Consider the following 17,646-nt stretch of genomic DNA (forward strand, 5'->3'; position numbering starts at 1 on the left):
CCGACCGGCTTTCCGCGTTACTTCTTGTTCAGCGAGCCGGACAGCTGGGTGTCCATGTCCTGCATCGCGGTGACCGCCTTGTCGAGCCACTGCGACAGCTGGTCGAGGGTCTCCATCGCCGTGTTCGCCGAGGTGACGAACTCGGTGTGCACCTCTTCGAACTTGCCGGACGCCTGGTCGGTGACGAAGCCGCTGGCGGTCAGGTTGTCGACGATGCTCTTGCACTCGCTGAGCTTGGCGTCGATGTCGGACTTGTTGTTGCGCATACGGGTCGCGCTGTCCTGCATCTCGCCGTACGTCACGTTCATGTTCGCCATGAGAGACATCCCTTCTGCTGTCGCCTGAGCCGTCTTACGGCACATCGGCACTCGCCGGTACTCCCCGGCACGGACGCGCTCGATGCTAGGAACGGAAAGGCGGTAGGGTCCACAACTGCCGGGCGGAGATGGGCCCAAGGGCCCAAGCTGACCCCCCACTCCGCGTTGACACCCCCACGCGCGGCGCGCCAACGTTCCTTTCACGCCTGCGAACCCGTGCGGAGCCTCCCCGCCCGCGCACCCGCGCGAAACCCCCTCGCCGTCCGGCAGGCCCCAGTCGAGGAGTTGAAGGTGACACAGCCCAACCGACCCGCCGATCGAGAACGCCAGGGCAACTGGCTGACCCGGTTGTTCGGAAAGCGGAAAACCGAACCTCTGGCGGGGGGCCTGCGCGCCGATCACGGCCTGTGGACGGTCGACCGCGTGATGCGCGTGCTGGCCACCGCCTGTGCCCGGGAGAACCGCGAGGTACCGCTGGTCCACGCGGTCGTCGTGGGCGCCGACAGCGTGCGGTTCCTCCTCAAGACCCCCGACGGGCGCCCCCCGGCGGGCTGGACCGCCGACCCCGACGCCCGTGCCTGGTACGCCCAGCTGCGCTGGGTGCAGACCGCGGAGGTCTCGGAGGCGGCGCGGGAGCCGTATCCGCATCTGGTCTCCGTCGGCAGCAACAGCGACGGTTTCGCGCTGCTCAATCTCGCCAATTCCGGCGGGATCATCGCGCTGGAGGGCGACAGCCGGCGCGCCCGCGCGCTCGTCCAGGACTGGACGCGCGAGCTGACGACCAACCCGTGGTCGCGGGGTGTCCAGGTGGTCCGGGTCGGCTTCAAGCCCGGCACCGCGGACCCGGTCGGGACGACCGAGGTGCAGAACCTGGCCGACGCCGGGGAGGCCCTGTCCCGGCCGGCCGGCGGTGTGCTCATCCTCGCGAGCATGCCCGGCGGGCGGGACCGGGAGCGCGTCCACTACCTGGCCGACCATCCGCGGACCCCTTGGTCGGTGGTGGTCCTGGGCCGTGGTGACCGTCCGCGCTGGCGGTTCACCATCGACTCCCGGGGGCTGATCGACACCCGGCTGCTGGCCGAGCCGGTGCTGCACCCGTTGAACCCGGCGCTGAACACCCCGCCGCTCGCGGACGACGTCAAGGACGTCACGGTCACCCCGGCGCCCCGGCCGGCCGCACCGTCGGCGCGTCCCGTCCCCGGGGTGCCGGCGGACCAGCCGTCGTCCAACCGCCGCCGTAACGTCATCCTCGCCTCGGTGGTGGCCGCGGTCTGTGTCGTGGCGGCCGGGCTGGTCTTCTTCCTCACCCGGCCCGGGACGACGGCCGCCCCGGCGGCGGACCGTCCCGCGCCCTCCGCCACCACCGGGCCCGCCTCGCCCGATCCGGGCAACTCGCCCCCCGAGCAGCCCGCTCCGCCGGAGTCCCAGGGCCCGCCGAGCGACCCGAGCGCCCCGGGGTCGCCGCTGCTGCACGCCGGTACGAAGAAGTGCCTGAGCGGTGCCGCCGGCAGCGACGGGACGCCGCTGGCCCTCGCGCCCTGCGACGGCCTCCCCAACCAGCAGTGGGACATCACCCAGGACGGCACCATCCGCACCAAGGGCCTGTGCATGGACGCCGCGGGGGGCGCGACCGAGGCCGGTACCACCGTCCAGATCGCCAACTGCAGCGGGAACCCGGCCCAGCAGTTCTCCCTGCGTGACGGCACCCTGTACGCGAGCCAGGCCGACAAGTGCGTCAAGCCGGGCGGCAACGGCGGTGTCCAGCTGCAGCCGTGCACCAAGGACGACAGCGAGATCTTCCAGCGCAAGTGACGGACCGGGGAGCGGATCCCCGTACCGGCGCCACGCCCCGTCGAAGGCCCCCGGCACTGCCGGGGGCCTTCGTCGTGCGCAGACGGAGGACGGGTCACCCCGGAAGTAAACACACTGTTTCCCTGCTGTGGCTAGTGCCTGGTCAGAGCGGCCTCTGTCCCAAGATCTCTCGGGAACACTTTGTTTACCTCAACCCATTGACGCGCCCGGCGGCCGTCTCTAAGTTGATCCGCCATGGGCAAGGAGAACGCGTCGGGCGACGTGCAGCGCAAGGTGCTGGACGCCGTGGCCGAGCTGCTGTCGGAGCTGGGCTACCTGGAGCTGACCGTCGACAAGGTCGCGAAGCGGGCCGGGGTGACGCGGAAGACCATCTACCACCGGTGGCCGAACAAGGCCGCGCTGGTGGGCGAACTCCTCATCCGGGATGCGCGGATGGACACCGTGCCCGAGCTCGGCGACAGCCGGGCCGAACTGCGCCATCTTTTCGAACTGATCCTCCGCGACACCCAGGACGAGGGCACGCTCGTCCTGCCCGCCCTCTGGGCGAACATGGGCGAACCGGCGGTGATGGAACGCTTCCGCCGCGAGGTGCTGGCGCCGCGCCGCCAGGACGCCCGGGCCACCGTCCAGCGTGCGATGGTCCGCGGCGACCTGCCCCCCGACACCGATGTGGACCTGCTGATCGACGGCTGGTCGGGGGTCGTCCAGTTCCGCAGCCAGATGCGCTCGGACGTCTTTCTGGCCGCCCAGGCCGATGAGCTGGTGGACCTGGCGCTGCGCGGCGGTGTGCCCCGGCTGCGCCGCTGAGCCGGGCCGCCACCCCTCCCAAGAGCTCCGAGGAGAGCCGCCATGCCCGAAATCACCACCGCTCCACCCACAGATCTAACGAAGCGTCAGATACGGCTGGGGGTCGGGTCGATGCTCGCCTCCATGGCCGTCGTCGAGACCGTCAGCGGCTTCACCCAGCAGTACCTCTACCCCGTGCTGCCCGCCGTCGGCGCACAGCACGGGATCGGCACCGTCCAGCTGTCCTGGATCTACGTGGTCCAGCAGGTCGGCATGACGGTGTTCACCCCGCTGCTGTCCCGGCTGGGCGACAACCACGGCTACCGCAGGATCCTGCGGCTGTCCGTGGCGATGCTGGCGACCGGCTCGCTGCTGATGGCGGTGTGGCCGTCGCTGATCGGCATCGCGGTGGGCGCGCTGCTCCAGGGCAGCGTGGTCGGCTTCATGCCGCTGATGATCGGGATCCTGCGGGACCGGACCGGCGACGAGGGCGCCCGGCGCGGCATCGGCACCCTGGTCGGCGTGTTGCTGGCGGCCATCGGGCTGGCCGGCGTGGCGGCCGGGGCGATGGCCGCGGTCAGTCCGGTGCTCGGGCTGTGGACCGGTGTCGCCGTGGCGGCCCTGGGCCTGGTGGCCTGTCTGCTGATCCCGGCCGAGCGGTCGGCGCCCGCCGGGGAGGGCTTCCCGCTGGGGCCGTTCGGGCTGCTGTCGCTGGGGCTGGTCGGCATCACCCTGGCGCTCTCCCAGGGCCCGGCCTGGGGCTGGGACTCCCCGGCCACGCTGGTGAGCGGCGGGGTCGGCGTCCTGGCCGCGGCGGCCTGGCCGTTCGCGGAGCTGCGGGCCGAGCGGCCGGTGGTGGACGTCCGGATGTTCCGCAACCGGCGGGTGACGCTGGCGTCCCTGGTGACCTTCTGCCTCTCCTTCGTCACCATCGGCACGCTGGGCGCCAACTCCACCTTCCTGGGCGCCGATCCGCGGACAGCCGGGTACGGCTTCGGGCTGGGGTCGATGGCGATCGGCTTCGCGATGCTGCCGCAGGCCGCGACCGGGGTGGCCGCCTCACTGCTCACCCCGCGGGCGCTGCGGCTGCTCGGCGACCGTACGACGGTGGCGATCGGCGGCCTCTCGGCGCTGGCCGGATTCGGCGGACTGGCCCTCGTCCACGGGACGTTGACGGCGTATCTGGTGCTGTCGGCGCTGACCGGGGTGGCGATGGGCATCTTCCAGTCGGCCACCCGGGCGCTGGCGGTGGAGGCCGTACCGGTCTCCGAGACGGCCACCGCGGCGGGCGTCAACGAGCTGGTGCTCTCGCTGGGCGGGGCCGTGGGCGCCGCGCTGGTGAGTGCGGTGCTGAGCGCCCATGCGGGCACCGGCGGGCGGGTGGAGGGCGGCGGCTACACCGTCGCCTGGGCGGTCTGTGCGCTGGTGGGCGCGGTGGCCGCGGTGGCGGCGATCGGGCTGCGCACCGAACGGACATGAGAAGGAGCGAACGAGCATGACGACGAACGGACTGCGCCGCCGGGTGGCGGAGCGCGCCCGTGAACTGCGCGGGGAGCTGGTCGGGTTGAGCCACCGGCTGCACGCCGAGCCGGAGCCTGCGTTCGAGGAGCACCGGTCCGCGGCGGCGATCACCGCACTGGCGGAGCGGGCCGGGTTCACGGTGGAGCGCGGGGTGGGCGGGCTGCCGACCGCCTTCGACGCGCGCATCGGCAGCGGCGACCTGGTGATCGCCTACTGCGCGGAGTACGACGCGCTGCCGGGGCTGGGCCACGCCTGCGGCCACAACGTCAACGGGGCGTCCGCCACCGGCGCGGCGCTGGCGCTGGGCGCGGTCGCCGACGAACTCGGTCTCACCGTCCGGCTGATAGGCACCCCCGCCGAGGAGGACCGCGGCGGGAAGGCGTATCTGATCGAGGCGGGCGTCTTCGACGGTGTCGGCGCGGCGATGATGGCGCACGCCAACGACAGGGACCAGGTCAACGGCGACTCGCTGGCCATCTGCGCCTGGGACATCGCCTACACCGGCCGTCCCGCGCACGCCGCGGCCGCGCCCTGGGAGGGGGTCAACGCGCTGGACGCGCTGACCGTCGCCCAGACCTCGCTCGGTCTGCTGCGCCAGCAGCTGCCGCGGGACGCGGTGGTCCACGGCATCGTCACCGACGGCGGGCAGGCGGCCAACGTCATCCCGGCGCACACCGCCGCCCGCTACGAGGTCCGCGCCGACTCCCTGGAGCGGCTGCACGACATCCGGCGCCGCGTCCGTGCCTGCTTCGAGGCGGGCGCGGTGGCCACCGGTGCCGAGCTGACGATCACCCCGCACGGCCACGACTTCGCCGAACTCCGCCAGGACGGGGAGTTGAGCGCGCTGTACGCCGCGGCGGCGGAGGAGCTGGGCCGCACCGTCGACCGCACGCCCTGCCGGACCGCCTCCACCGACATGGGCAACGTCTCCCATCTCGTCCCGGCCATCCACCCGATGCTCGGCTACGACACCGGCGGCGCCCGCCAGCACACGGCGGAGTTCACCGCCGCCGGGACCTCCCCCGGCGCCGACCGCGCGGTCCTGGACGGCGCGGTCGCCATGGCCTGGACGGGGGTGGAGTGCGCGGCCCGCCCGGCGCTGCGGGAGCGGTTGCTGACGGGGGTGCGGGAGCGGAGCGCGTAGGTCCGCGGCCGCCGTCCGCGTCCCCGGACCGGGCGGTGGCGCAGCTGCCGGGCCGCCCGGTCCGGCCCCTTCCGGGAGACGCAGGTCACATCGGTCCGTGTCACAGGCGGCCCGGCCGTCTCGTCCCAGGTGTGTAACCCCCTGACGAACACGGAGGAGCACACCATGGACGCACGGCTGACCTTCACCACCGGTACGGACGCCCCGAAGAGCTTCAAGCATCTGATGGCCGCGGGCCGGGTGCTCACGGAGGGGCCGCTGCCGGCCGGGCTGCAGGAGCTGATCGCGCTGCGGGTGAGCCAGATCAACGGCTGCGCGGTCTGTATCGACATGCACACCAAGGAGGCCGCGGACGCCGGGGAGAGCGCGGTGCGGCTGCATCTGGTGGCGGCGTGGCGGGAGGCCACGGTCTTCACCGAGGCGGAGCGCGCCGCGCTGGAACTGGCCGAGGAGGGCACCCGGGTCGCGGACGCGGCCACCGGCGTCAGCGACGCGGTCTGGGCCCGGGCCGCCGCCCACTACGACGAGGAGCACCTCACGGCCCTCGTCCTCCTCGTCTCCTTCATGAACATGGTGAACCGGCTGAACATCCTCACCCGGCAGCCGGCGGGAGACTACGTCCCCGGCCAGTTCCGCTGAACCGCGCCGGGACACAGGGGAATCGAGGGGAAGGGATCGGTGTGAGCAAGGTCGAGGAGTTCGAGGAGCTGCGGCCGCTGCTGTTCTCGCTGGCGTACCGGATCCTGGGCAGCGTCGGGGAGGCGGAGGACGCGGTGCAGGAGACCTGGCTGCGCTTCGACGGTTCGGCGACCCGGCCCGTTTCGGTCAAGGCGTATCTGTCGGCGGCGGTGACACGTATCGCCATCGACGTGCTGCGGTCGGCGCGGGTGCGGCGGGAGGAGTATGTGGGCCCGTGGTTCCCCGAGCCGCTGCTCAGCGATCCGTACCAGGATCCGGAGCGCGCGGCGGAGCTGGCCGACTCGCTGTCGATGGCGGCGCTCCTCCTGCTGGAGCGGCTCAGCCCGTTGGAGCGGGCGGTGTTCGTGATGCGGGAGGTGTTCGGCTTCGAGTTCGACGAGGTCGCCGAGGCGGTGGAGCGGTCGCCGGCCGCCTGCCGTCAGCTGCTGGTGCGGGCGCGGCGGCACATGGCGGCCGGGCGTCCGCGGTTCGCCGCGGTCCGGGCGGAGCGGGAGGAGTTGGCGTCCCGGTTCTTCGCGGCGCTCCACGAGGGCGACGTCGACGGGCTCCAGGAGCTGCTGGCCGCCGATGTCACGATGGTCGGTGACGGCGGCGGCAAGGCGCCGCAGTTCGCGCGCGCGGTGGTCGGCGCCGAGAAGGTGGCCCGGCTGCTCGGTTCGGTCTTCCCCTGGATGACGCGGGTCGGCGTGGTCCTCACCCCGCAGGAGATCAACGGCCACCCGGGCGCGGTCTTCCGCACCGCGGACGGCGAGGTACTCCACACCCTGGTCCTCGACATCCTCGACGGGCGGATCCAGACGGTCCGCGGAGTGCTCAACCCCGACAAGCTCGGCCACCTCGGGCCGGTCGCCGACGCCTGGAGCGTCGACCGCGAGATCCGGCGGGCCCGTCGGCGGCGGAGCTGACGGTGAGGCCGGCCGCCCGTACGGGACACGGGCGGCCGGCACCCTCGCCTCTCGCGTCACACTCGGCACACGTACGGAATTCCGCCAGAGCGGAAACCGAAATCCCGGAAATCCCGTACTCCCCGAACCGTTCGAACGGGAATACGCACCCGCAACGCGACGCCGGATGCCCAATGCGCCAAATTTTAGGGACAATTGACTCCGCATAAGTTCTTGTGCTGCTTTTGCCCAATCCTGCCTCGTTGTTCACCGAACCGGGCTTCAGCGCGCCCGGGCGCCGTGCCTTACTGGATCCGCTACGCGCATTGCGTGCCGTTCGGCCACGTGAGGAGTTCCGGTGATTCCCCTCCGCAGTCTCCCGACCACTCTCGCCGCAGGCGCCTTGACCGCGGTGAGTTCCCTCGTTCCCGCCGCCCACGCCGCCGGCGCCCATTCCCTGGTGGTCCTGCCGGATCAGAAGGAATCCGCGATCTACGCCTTCGTCAACTCGGCCCGGAAATCGGTCGACGTGACGATCTACGAGCTGCGCGACACCACGCTCGTCGACGACCTGGCGCGGAAGGAGAAGGCGGGCGTGAAGGTGCGGGTGGTCTTCGACTCGCAGCACTCGGCCATCGACGGCGCCGCCTACAAGAAGCTGTCCGCCGCCGGCGCCGGGGTGACGTACTCGTCCTCGAAGTACGTCTACACCCACCAGAAGACGATCACCGTCGACGGCGCCACCTCGTACATCAGCACCGGCAACTTCGACACCCGGTACTATCCGACCTCCCGCGACTACGGCGTCTTCGACCGTGACACGGCCGATGTGAAGGCCATCGAGAAGGTCTTCGCCGCCGACTACGCGAAGAAGTCCGTCACCCCCTCCGACGGCACCGATCTGGTCTGGTCGCCGACCGACTCGCAGAGCCGTCTGCTGGCGCTGATCAAGAGCGCCAAGCACAGCCTGGACGTCCAGGAGGAGGAATTCGGCGACACCACTCTCGTCAACGCGCTGGTCGCGGACGCGAAGCGCGGTGTCACCGTCCGGGTCGTCGCGGAGAACCAGTCGTCGAAGTACAGCAAGCAGTTGAAGAAGGTCACCGCGGCGGGCGGAAAGGTCGTCACGTACACCAGCTCCACCGGCTATTACATTCACGCCAAGGCGATCGTCGTCGACGACGGCACCGCCGGCGCGAAGGTATTCGCCGGATCGGAGAACTTCTCCGCCAATTCCCTCCACCACAACCGTGAACTCGGCATCATCGTCGGCGATCCCGCGATCGTCGGCGGCATCGAGAAGGCGTTCACCGCCGACTTCCACAAGGGTTCCGGGAAGTCCTGACGCCCGGCCGCGTCCGGCCCGCCCGCTCCCCCGCGGCGGGCAGGCCGGACGCGGGGTCACATCCGGTAGCGGCGGACGCGCTCCGGGTGGAGCACGACGCGTACCAGGTCCGGCTCCGCGGTCTGCCCGGCGGCGGTCTCGGCGGCCCGGGCCGGGGCGTCGGGGCCCCAGTAGCGGGCGGCCAGACGGGCGGCGAGGTCGTGGGCGCCGTCGGTCTCGATCGTGGTGCGTCCGGTGACCGCGACCCAGCGCTCGCGCTCCCCCGCCGGGGCGGCGACGAGGAGCGAGGCGCGGGGATCGCGGCGCAGCCGGCGGACCTTGAGGGTCTCCGCCCCGGTGAACAGCTGGAGCGTGCCCTCGGCGGTCGCCTCGAACCACACCGGCCGGGGCTGCGGCGGGAGCGGGCCCGCGGCCACGGAGAGGATTCCGTGCAGCGGGCGGCGGAGAAGTTCGAGGTCTTCGTCGGTCAGGGAAGCGGTCGGTGAACTGGCGTTGCTCATACATCGAGGGAACCGCACCGCCGGGGACGAGCCCATAGGCCGGAAGCCGGACCGCCTGTCCATGCGTCCACGGGACAGCCCTTAGCCTCGGCGGTGTGGACGTGTTGGATGATCTGATCCGCGGAGTACGGGCCCACGGCTCGCTGTTCGGCAGCGCGACGCTCTGCCCGCCCTGGGCGCTGCACTTCGCGGACGGTGCGCCGCTGACCGTGTGCACCCTGCGGGACGGGGCGGGCTGGATCGTGCCGGAGGAGGCACCGCCCGTACCGCTGCGCGCCCGGGAGACGGTGGTGGTGCGCGGGCCGGGGGCGTTCACCTTCGTCGACGAGGTCGGCACCCGGGCCCGGCCGGTGGTGGTCGGTGAGCGGTGCGCGGCGCCCGAGCGGGGCGGCACCCGTCACCGGCGCGGCTGGTACGACGCCGGGGCGGCCGTCGGGGACGGCGGGACGACGCTGCTGGTCGGCGCCCATCCGCTGCGCGGTGGGACCGGCCGCCGGCTGCTGGAGGCGCTGCCCCCCGTGCTGCGGGTGCCCGCCGAGGAGGGGGATGCCGGGCTGCTGGACCACATCGCCGCAGCGCTCCGCGTCGATGCGCCGGGCCAGCAGGTGGTGCTGGACCGGCTGCTGGACTGGATGCTGGTCTGCACGCTGCGCGCCTGGTTCGACCGGCCCGGCGGCGCGCCCCCGGCCTGGTGGTCGGCGCAGCGGGACCCGGTGGTGGGTGCGGCGCTGCGTCTGCTGCACACGGAACCGGCGGCGCCGTGGACGGTCGGGACGCTGGCGCGGCGGGCGGGGGTCTCGCGCACCACGCTGGCCAAGCGGTTCACCGAGCTGGTCGGGGAACCGCCGCTGACCTATCTCACCCGGTGGCGGATGGCGCTCGCGGCGGACCTGCTGGTCGAACGGGAGTCGGCGACCCTCGCGGACATCGCCCGCAGCGTGGGGTACGCCGACCCGTTCGGGTTCAGTGCGGCGTTCAAACGCGTCCGGGGCACCAGCCCGAGTGCGTTCCGGCGCTCCGCCACCGGCGCCGGGGCCGCGGAGCCCGCCGCCCGCCGGTGACCGGTCAGCGCCCGACGGCGACCTGCGGCCGGGACGTGTCGAGGTGGTCCACGGCGGTCCGGTCGGCGTGCGGGGCGAGCAGCTCCGCCAGCTCCCCGGCGGCGGTCTCCACGAGGTGGCCGTCCCGTGCACCGAGGACGGTTTCGAGGACGAAGACGACGTCCGTGGAGTCCTCGGTGACGCGGGTGCGGTGGGCGTCGCGGTGGTTCCAGTGGCGGGTCAGGACACCGGTGGCGTCCGTGTAGACGATCTCGCCGGCGCCCGGGTTCTCGACCGTGTCGGGGGCGCCGAGCGGGGTGAAGCTCTCGGTGCCGTCCGCGTACCGGATGGCGATGTCGCCCGCGACCCGCGCCAGGTCGAAGGCGCCCGCGGGCAGGCCGTGCCGGACGGAGACGGCGTTGTACGTGTCGACCGCCGGGTTGATGCGCGGCAGCGCGCCCTTCTTGGCGAGGCGGCGGCCGAGGGCGTCGACGCTGGGGCGGATGCGGCGCGGGTTGGTGCCGAAGGAGCGGTAGGCGGTGTGCCACGCCGCGATCCGGGGGTCCCTCTCGTCGGCGGGCAGCCAGCTGCCCTCGGCGCAGCGCCGCTCCAGCTCCGCCAGCGCGGCGGTGGTGCCGGGCCAGGGCGTCCGGCCGCGCAGCCCGGTGGCGGTGACCAGGGCGAGGAACGTGTCGGGGAAGGCGTCGCCGACGGCGGGGGCGAGGCGGATGACGGTCATGGGCGGGTCCTTCCAGGGGCGGGGGTACGTGCCGGGGGCGGAATCGAGGGGCGGCCGGTTGCGGCGACGCGTCAGGCCAGGGCGAGGAGTCCGACGGCGACGGCGGCGGTGCCCAGGCCGACGAGTTGGCCGCGGTGGATGCGTTCGGCGAGCACCCCGCGGGCCAGCAGGACCGTGCCGGCCGGGTAGAGGGCGGTGAGCACGGCGACGACGGCGAGGTCGCCGCTGCGGGCGGCGAGGAGGAAGAGCAGGTTCGCCAGCGAGTCGAGTGCGCCCGCGCCCGCCGACATCGCGTAGGCGGGACGCTCCGTGCCGAGGCGGTGGCGCAGCAGCCCCGCGGCGGTCAGGGTGACGGCGGAGGAGACCGCGCGGCCGATGATCAGCGGGGCGACGCCGCTGTCGGACGGCGCCTGGTGCAGGAAGACCAGTTGGAGGGCGATGGCGCCGCCCGCGCCGCAGGCGAGCAGCAGCGCGGTCCGGGAGGGGCGGGCCGATCCGGTGCCGTGCCCTGCGCTGACCAGCACGACCGCGACCAGCGCGAGCACCAGCCCCACCGGCGCGGCGGAGCCCAGGTGCTCCCCCTGGAGCAGGCCGACCGCGACCGGCAGCGCGGCGGAGACCAGGGCGGTCACCGGCGACAGCACGTTCATCGGGCCGATCGCCAGGGTCCGGTAGAGCAGCGCGAACACCACGGCCGAGGCGAGCCCGGAGGCGGCGCCCCAGGCGAGGGCGCCGGGGCTGAACGAGGCGCCGAGGAGCGGCCACAGCAGCAGTTCGACGGTGAGGCTGGCCGGCGCCGCGATCATCACGGTGCGCAGCACATGGGCCTTCCGGGCGCCGAGACCGCCGAGGAAGTCGGCGCATCCGTAGGCGAGGGAGCTGCCCAGGGCCAGCAGCAGAGCGATCACGGCACTTCCCTTACTATTACAGCGGAACGACCGAACCGTACAGCCAAACGACCGACGGGTGTCAACCGACCGACCACGGGGTGCGCGGCGGCGTTCCGTTCGTGACAGGCGGTGGGCGCCGTGGCCGGTGGCCGCCAGGAGAAGGGTGATCGGATGGACGGGACGGCGGCTGCCCTGCGGACGCTGGCGCACAACGTCCGGGCGGCGCGCACCCGGGCCGGGCTGTCCCTGGACGAGCTGGGGCGCCGGGCACAGGTGAGCAAGGGCGCCCTGGTGGGGCTGGAGAAGGCGCAGGGCAATCCGAACTTCGCCACCCTGATCCGGCTGGCCGACACCCTCGGCGTCCCGGTCTCCGCCCTGCTGGAGGGGGAGCCCGAGGGCCGAGTCCGGGTGGTGTCCGCCGACGCCGTCGCGCCGCTGTGGACCGGCCCGCACGGCGGCGAGTCGCGGCTGCTGCTGACGACCTCCGGCCCCGCGCCGGTCGAGGTCTGGCGCTGGCGGCTGGAGCCGGGCGAGGAGTACCCGAGCCATCCGCACCCGGCCCGGGTCGTCGAGACGGTCACCGTCCTCACGGGCCGGATGGTCCTGGTCGTCGACGGCACCGAACATCCCGTTGCCGCAGGCCAGACCGCCACCTTCGACGCCGACACCCCGCACGCCTACCGCGGCGCCGGAACCGGGACCTGCCGTCTGATCATGACCGTTCATCTGCCGCCCGGCGCCGGGGGAACGGGGTGAGACACGGAGGCGAGGGGACGGCGCGGAACCGGGGCCGCATCACCGGGCTCGTACCAGGTTCACCGCGGTGACCGGCGCGCCCACGCCCAGCACCGCACCGGTCACCGTGGTCCGTTGCCCGCCCCTCCTGCGCCACGCCCATGGAGCGGCACGACGGGGCGCGGTCCCGGCACCGTCCGGTGGTGTGCGGCGGCCCCTGCCGGAGCGCCGGGGGCGCGGGAACGCGTCGCCGCCGCCCCCGGCGTCCCGCGCGGTCGGTATCGTCGCGGTTCTTACGACAAGTTCCGGCGGCGGCAGGCGCGCTGCGTCGGCTACGAGGGGCGAGGGCTGTGACGCAGGAGGGCACGCCGGGGCGGCTGGTCGGGGGGCGGTACCGCCTGGTGGCCGAGGTCGGGTCCGGCGGCATGGGGCGGGTCTGGGAGGGCCGGGACGAACTGCTGGGCCGCCCGGTGGCCGTCAAGGAGGTCCGGCTGCCGGACTCCTCCGCCGAGGAGCGCGCGCAGGTGCTGGCCCGCGCGCAGCGTGAGGGCCGCAACGCCGCCGCCCTCGCCGACCACCCCCACGTCGTCACCGTCTACGACGTGGTGATCGAGGACGGCGTGCCGTGGACGGTGATGCAGCTGGTCCAGGGCCGTTCCCTGCGGGCCGAGTTGGCGCACGGGCCGCTGGACCCGGGCCATGTGACGCAGATCGCCGCGGCGCTGCTGTCGGCGCTGCGCGCGGCGGACGACGCGGCCGTCGTGCACCGCGACATCAAACCCGGCAACGTGCTGCTCGCCGACGACGGGCGGGTGCTGCTGGCGGACTTCGGGATCGCGCGGGTGCTCGGGGACGAGACGATCACGGCGCCCGGTGTCTTCGTCGGGTCCTTCGAGTACACCTCGCCGGAGCGGGCCGACGGCGGGGCGGGCGGGGTGGCGTCGGACCTGTTCTCCCTCGGGGTGACCCTGTTCCACGCGGTGGAGGGCGTGGCGCCGTTCCGCCGCGACTCCCGGAGCGACACCCTCTCCGCCGTGCTGCGCGCCCCGCTCCCCGAGATGACCCGCGCCACCGGCGGGCTGCGGGAGCTGATCACGGCGCTGACGGCGAAGGACCCGGCCGCACGCCCCGGTGTCGAGGTGGCCATGGCGGTACTCGCCGGCAGGCGCCCGGCGAGGCGCGGTGCGGGCGCGGCCCAGACGTCCGGGACCGGCGCGGTGCCCGGTACGGCGCGGACGGTGTACGACGAACGCCCCCGGCCCGGCGGCACGGTAGCCGTCACCGCCACGGCGCCTGGGCCCGCCGCCGGTCCCCTCCCGCCGGAGGCGCCGCACTCCCCCGACGGCGCGTCCGGGCGGCGCGCGAACCGGCTGCCCGTCGTCCTCGCCGGGGTCTCCTCGCTCACCGTCGTCCTGACCGTCGGCGCGTTCCTGCTCACCCACCCCGGAAGGGGCGAGGACGACGCCGCACCCGAACCGCCGCCCGCCGTCTCCGCGTCCACGCTCGCCCCGGCCGGGGGTCCGGGGCCGGTCGCCGGGCCGGGCGGCACCTGCCTCGACGTCCGGGGCGAGGCCGGCGGGCCCACCACCGTGGCACTGTGGCAGTGCCGCTCCTCGGCCGCCGGTCAGCGCTGGGTGCACCGCCCCGGCGGATCGCTGGAGGCGCTGCGGCGCTGTCTGGGCCCGGTGGGCGACGGCGCCACCCGGGACGCCGCCGTCGAACTGCAGGACTGCACCGGCACCGACGGGCAGCGGTGGGAGCAGCAGGACGACGGTTCCCTGTTCCACCCGGACTCGGCCCGCTGCCTGGAGCCCGCCGGACCGCTCCGCGACGGCGTCCCGCTCCGCCTCCACGACTGTGACGGCGCCACCACCCAGAGATTCACCCTGCCCTGACGCCCCTTCGTCCCGCGCCTGTTCCGCTCGCCGCCGCGGTGGTGGAGAGTACGTACGCCGAACGCGTCGGCCACCGGGCCGGACCGGCGGCAGGCGGGCCGAAGGGGGCGTACCGAGGTGTCTTCACGGGTGCGGATGGGGGCCCGGCTGTTGCTGGCGGGCGCGGTCGTCGCCGGTTACGTCGCGCTGCACCTCGCGCTCGGCGCGGGCGCGGAGCTGCGGGACCAGGACCGCTTCCGGGACGTCCCGGCACGGGCCGCCGCCTTCACCGCCGCGCTGGACCGGGCCGGTGGTACCGCGCCGCCCGCCGGGATCCGTACCGGCGCCGCCTGGTTCCGGGACCACGCCCCGGCCGGGCGGAGCCGGTCCACGGTGCTGGCCGCCGCGGACGCCGCCGGGGCGGGCCGGATCCCCGAGGCGCGGGCCCGGGCGGCCGGGCTGACGGCGGAGGTCCGGCGGGAGCGGGCGGAACGCGCCCGGGCGGCCGCCGCCTCGTGCGCCGCCACACTGTGGTGGGCGGTGCCCGCCGTGGTGCTGCTCGTACCGGCGCTGTGGCTGCGGCGACGGCGGCGGGCGGGCGCGGCGGAGGTCGTCGAGGTGGTCGGCCGGTTCGCACCGCGGCAGCCGTGGTGGCGGCGGCCGGTGTACGTGGTGGCCTGCGGTCTGGGGTACGTGCTCTTCGCGGTGGGTGCGCTGAGCGCGCAGACGGCGCAGCAGCAGGGCTACAAGATGCCGCTGGCGGCACAGCTGACGCTGCTCTGCGCGGGGCTGGCCGCGCTGGGCGCCGGGGTGCTGATTCTGCGTCACGCCCGGCCGCGCGCGGTGCGCGGCGCGGCGCAGGCGTTACGTGCCGACGGCCGCCGTCCCGTGCTCTACCTCCGCAGCTTCGCCGATGACGCCGATGCGGCCGAGGTCGACGACGGGACGTTCGTCAATCTGCACTCGCGGGAGGAACAGCTCGCGGGGGCGCTGGGCGCCGTCGGCCCGGTCATCACGGTCGGCAGGCCCGGGGAGCCGCTGCCGCGCCTGGGCGCCGCGCGGTTCTATCTGCCGCTCGACGACTGGCAGCCCACGATCCTGCGGCTGATGGAGGTGTCCCGGCTCATCGTGTTGCGGCTGGGGCCGGGCGACGGGCTGTGGTGGGAGGTGGAACAGGCCCGGACCACCCAACCCGCGGGAAAACTGGTGCTGCTGGCAGGGGGTCACCCGGGCACCGGCGAACGGCTGGACGCGCATCTGCCCGTCCCGTCCGGGCTGGACGCGGTGGTCCCGGAGGATCCCTGGACCACCGCGGTCGTCGTCTTCGGTCCCGGATGGGTACCCCGGGTCCACCCGGTGGGCCCGGCCTCCGGCACCCGGCCCCGGCGGGGCGCCCTCGCCCGCCACGCGGCCGGTGTCCTGCGGGCCCTCCGGGGCACCTCGGCCGCGCTCACCCCCACCCACCACCTGGCCCGCACCCTGCAGGCAGCCCTGGCGTGCACCGGTATCCGGACCCGCCGGATGGCCTGGCGCGCCACGCTCGCCACCCAGGCCTCGCTGGGACGGGGCGCCGCGCTGGTCACGGCCCTGGGCCTGCTGGCCTGGCTCGGCTACCGCACGCTGCGCTTCCTCGGCGGCTGAATGGGGCCGATGTCCGTACGGCATCGGGGAGTTCCGGACCGGGGACACCACGGGCGTGCCCGCACTACGCTTTCCCGGCCCGGGCCGCGCCCGGCGGCCGCACGAGTCTTCGGGGGAGCACGTGGACGGTGCACAGCAGGACAGGACAGCGGGTACGGCGGGCGCCGCCCCGGCCGGACCACCGCAGCGGTTCCGGGCGGTGTCCGGCCCGGCCCGGGCCGCCGCCCTCCTCATCCCGGCGGCGACCGTGGCCAACGCCCTGATCACGGTCTCCGACTGGCGCGACTACCTCGTCGTCCACGCCTACCGAGCCGGTACGGCGACGGTCGCGGACCTCCGGGCCGCCGACACCTTCGGCCTGTGGGTGTCGATATCCCAGGTGGTGCTGTACTGCGCGGCCGGCGCGGTGTTCCTGGTCTGGCTGTGGCGGGCACGGTGCAACGCCGAACGGTACGGCGCCCGTACGGCACAGCGCCGCGCCCGTGGCTGGGTGATCGGCGGCTGGTTCGCGCCGGTCGCCAACCTGTGGCTCCCCTACCAGGTCGTGACGGACATGTGGCGGGCCTGCGCCCCGCGCCGCCCGGCCCCGCGCGGCCCGATCGCCGTCTGGTGGGCGCTGTTCGTCGCCGACACGCTGCTCAGCCGTTCCATGGGCCACTACTACCTGGCCAAGAAGATCACCGAGTCGGGGCTGCGCGACGCCGCGGCCCTCTCCACCGTCTGCGCGGCGCTCGACCTGGCCGCCGCCGTGCTGATCGTCGTCATCCTCACCCGGATCACCGCATGGCAGAACCGGTGGCGGTGGCAGGGGAAGGGGTGAGCGCGGCACCGGGCGTACGGGGCGGGTGGCACGCCTCGTACGCCTCTCGTACCCCCGGCGGACACCGCCGTACCGAAGAGGGATGAGGACGCCCGGCCCGGAAGGCGGACGTCCGGGTCGCTCCCCGCGGGCCGGAGGGCGGGCCCCCTACGCCGGAGCGTCTTCCGGGGGCCCGCAGCGTACGGATTTCGTCGCCGTACCCCCGCCCCGGCGCCGCTCCGCGCGCAGGCGGGAAGCCCGGCCTCCGCGGGCGCCTTCCGCCGCCGCCCCGGGCCGGTGTCCTGCGGCTTCCTCGCGTTCCGGGAGACGCCGGAGAACGGACGGCCTTTTAGCACACTTCATCACGACATACACGTGGTTTCGTTTCATGACCGAAGAGATGGTGGGGACTTGGCTGTTCATGCGACATTTCCGGTGCGTCGCCGAGACGCCCGCCGTGCCGCAGGCCGACGGGGCCCGTGAAGCGGCGCGCCACCGGACCTCAAGGGGGAGAACATGCGAAAGATCACCAAGGCCGTCGCCCTGACACTTGCCGCCGGCGCCCTCGCCACGGCGGGAGCGACCACCGCCAGCGCCGCCCAGATCGCGGGGACGGTGCGCGGCTGCCCGTCCGGGGCCGTCTGCGTCTACCCGCAGAACGCCGGGTGGAACAACGACCGTCCGTCGCTGGTGTTCTACAGCTACGGCGCCCACAACCTCAGTAACCAGGTCGGCCAGCACTACGTCTTCAACAACCAGACGGGCGGCGCCACGGCCCGCACCTGCACCGGGTACAACGGCACCGGCGACTGCCAGGGCTACCTCGGCGCCGGCTACTACATCGACAAGGACCTGACACCGATCAACTCGATCCTGCTCGTCAAGCCGTAACGGCCGGTCCGCGCTGAACGGCGCCCCCG

17 protein-coding genes are annotated in these 17,646 nt (G+C 73.9%); 13 read left to right on the forward strand and 4 right to left on the reverse strand.

Annotation, left to right across the window (positions count from 1 at the left end):
• Positions 1-17 precede the first annotated feature (17 nt).
• Entirely contained in the window at positions 18-317 is a 300-nt protein-coding gene (locus tag ACF1BH_RS11780; RefSeq protein WP_030282407.1) for a WXG100 family type VII secretion target, read from the reverse strand.
• Positions 318-608: 291 nt separating this feature from the next.
• Between ACF1BH_RS11780 and ACF1BH_RS11785 the strand changes: the two genes are divergently transcribed.
• The 7 genes from ACF1BH_RS11785 to ACF1BH_RS11815 all read left to right on the forward strand — a co-directional run bounded on the left by ACF1BH_RS11785 (position 609) and on the right by ACF1BH_RS11815 (position 8,508).
• Positions 609-2,129 carry a ricin-type beta-trefoil lectin domain protein gene (locus ACF1BH_RS11785; protein WP_391642290.1) on the forward strand — a complete coding sequence of 507 codons (1,521 nt, stop codon included), beginning with the start codon at positions 609-611 and terminating at the stop codon, positions 2,127-2,129.
• A gap of 234 nt (positions 2,130-2,363) precedes the next feature.
• Positions 2,364-2,936, forward strand: a complete 573-nt coding sequence (locus tag ACF1BH_RS11790) for a TetR/AcrR family transcriptional regulator (RefSeq protein ID WP_391642291.1) — start codon at positions 2,364-2,366, stop codon at positions 2,934-2,936.
• 42 nt (positions 2,937-2,978) lie between these two features.
• On the forward strand, positions 2,979-4,394 hold the full coding sequence (locus ACF1BH_RS11795) for an MFS transporter (protein ID WP_391642292.1): 1,416 nt from the start codon (positions 2,979-2,981) through the stop codon (positions 4,392-4,394).
• 16 nt (positions 4,395-4,410) lie between these two features.
• The gene (locus ACF1BH_RS11800) at positions 4,411-5,580 is read left to right on the forward strand and encodes an amidohydrolase (RefSeq protein WP_391642293.1); all 1,170 of its coding nucleotides are present in this window, start codon (positions 4,411-4,413) and stop codon (positions 5,578-5,580) included.
• Between the two features lie 165 nt (positions 5,581-5,745).
• The gene (locus tag ACF1BH_RS11805; RefSeq protein WP_391642294.1) at positions 5,746-6,219 is read left to right on the forward strand and encodes a carboxymuconolactone decarboxylase family protein; all 474 of its coding nucleotides are present in this window, start codon (positions 5,746-5,748) and stop codon (positions 6,217-6,219) included.
• 41 nt (positions 6,220-6,260) lie between these two features.
• Positions 6,261-7,184: an RNA polymerase sigma-70 factor gene (locus ACF1BH_RS11810; RefSeq protein ID WP_391642295.1), complete on the forward strand. Its 924-nt coding sequence runs from the start codon at positions 6,261-6,263 to the stop codon at positions 7,182-7,184.
• Positions 7,185-7,575: 391 nt separating this feature from the next.
• Complete coding sequence (locus tag ACF1BH_RS11815; protein WP_391642653.1) at positions 7,576-8,508, forward strand: phosphatidylserine/phosphatidylglycerophosphate/cardiolipin synthase family protein; 933 nt, start codon at positions 7,576-7,578, stop codon at positions 8,506-8,508.
• Positions 8,509-8,564: 56 nt separating this feature from the next.
• Here the strand turns inward: ACF1BH_RS11815 and ACF1BH_RS11820 are convergent, their stop codons facing one another.
• Entirely contained in the window at positions 8,565-9,008 is a 444-nt protein-coding gene (locus ACF1BH_RS11820) for a pyridoxamine 5'-phosphate oxidase family protein (protein WP_391642296.1), read from the reverse strand.
• A gap of 95 nt (positions 9,009-9,103) precedes the next feature.
• Here ACF1BH_RS11820 and ACF1BH_RS11825 point away from each other — a divergent pair, with 95 nt between their 5' ends.
• On the forward strand, positions 9,104-10,069 hold the full coding sequence (locus ACF1BH_RS11825) for an AraC family transcriptional regulator (protein WP_391642297.1): 966 nt from the start codon (positions 9,104-9,106) through the stop codon (positions 10,067-10,069).
• A 4-nt stretch (positions 10,070-10,073) separates the two neighbouring features.
• On the opposite strand, the gene ACF1BH_RS11830 is transcribed toward ACF1BH_RS11825, so the two are convergent.
• Positions 10,074-10,787, reverse strand: a complete 714-nt coding sequence (locus ACF1BH_RS11830) for a B3/4 domain-containing protein (RefSeq protein WP_391642298.1) — start codon at positions 10,785-10,787, stop codon at positions 10,074-10,076.
• Between the two features lie 71 nt (positions 10,788-10,858).
• The gene (locus tag ACF1BH_RS11835) at positions 10,859-11,695 is read right to left on the reverse strand and encodes an EamA family transporter (RefSeq protein ID WP_391642299.1); all 837 of its coding nucleotides are present in this window, start codon (positions 11,693-11,695) and stop codon (positions 10,859-10,861) included.
• Positions 11,696-11,848: 153 nt separating this feature from the next.
• Between ACF1BH_RS11835 and ACF1BH_RS11840 the strand changes: the two genes are divergently transcribed.
• The 5 genes from ACF1BH_RS11840 to ACF1BH_RS11860 all read left to right on the forward strand — a co-directional run bounded on the left by ACF1BH_RS11840 (position 11,849) and on the right by ACF1BH_RS11860 (position 17,617).
• Positions 11,849-12,433, forward strand: a complete 585-nt coding sequence (locus ACF1BH_RS11840) for a helix-turn-helix domain-containing protein (protein ID WP_391642300.1) — start codon at positions 11,849-11,851, stop codon at positions 12,431-12,433.
• Between the two features lie 329 nt (positions 12,434-12,762).
• Positions 12,763-14,307, forward strand: a complete 1,545-nt coding sequence (locus ACF1BH_RS11845; protein ID WP_391642301.1) for a protein kinase — start codon at positions 12,763-12,765, stop codon at positions 14,305-14,307.
• 117 nt (positions 14,308-14,424) lie between these two features.
• Complete coding sequence (locus ACF1BH_RS11850; protein ID WP_391642302.1) at positions 14,425-15,927, forward strand: transferase; 1,503 nt, start codon at positions 14,425-14,427, stop codon at positions 15,925-15,927.
• A 121-nt stretch (positions 15,928-16,048) separates the two neighbouring features.
• Positions 16,049-16,747 (forward strand): DUF4328 domain-containing protein, encoded by a 699-nt coding sequence (locus ACF1BH_RS11855; protein WP_391642303.1) that lies wholly within the window; start codon positions 16,049-16,051, stop codon positions 16,745-16,747.
• 495 nt (positions 16,748-17,242) lie between these two features.
• On the forward strand, positions 17,243-17,617 hold the full coding sequence (locus tag ACF1BH_RS11860; protein ID WP_391642304.1) for a hypothetical protein: 375 nt from the start codon (positions 17,243-17,245) through the stop codon (positions 17,615-17,617).
• Positions 17,618-17,646: the final 29 nt, after the last annotated feature.

Source organism: Streptomyces sp. NPDC014733, assembly GCF_043083385.1.
Lineage (GTDB): Bacteria > Actinomycetota > Actinomycetes > Streptomycetales > Streptomycetaceae > Streptomyces.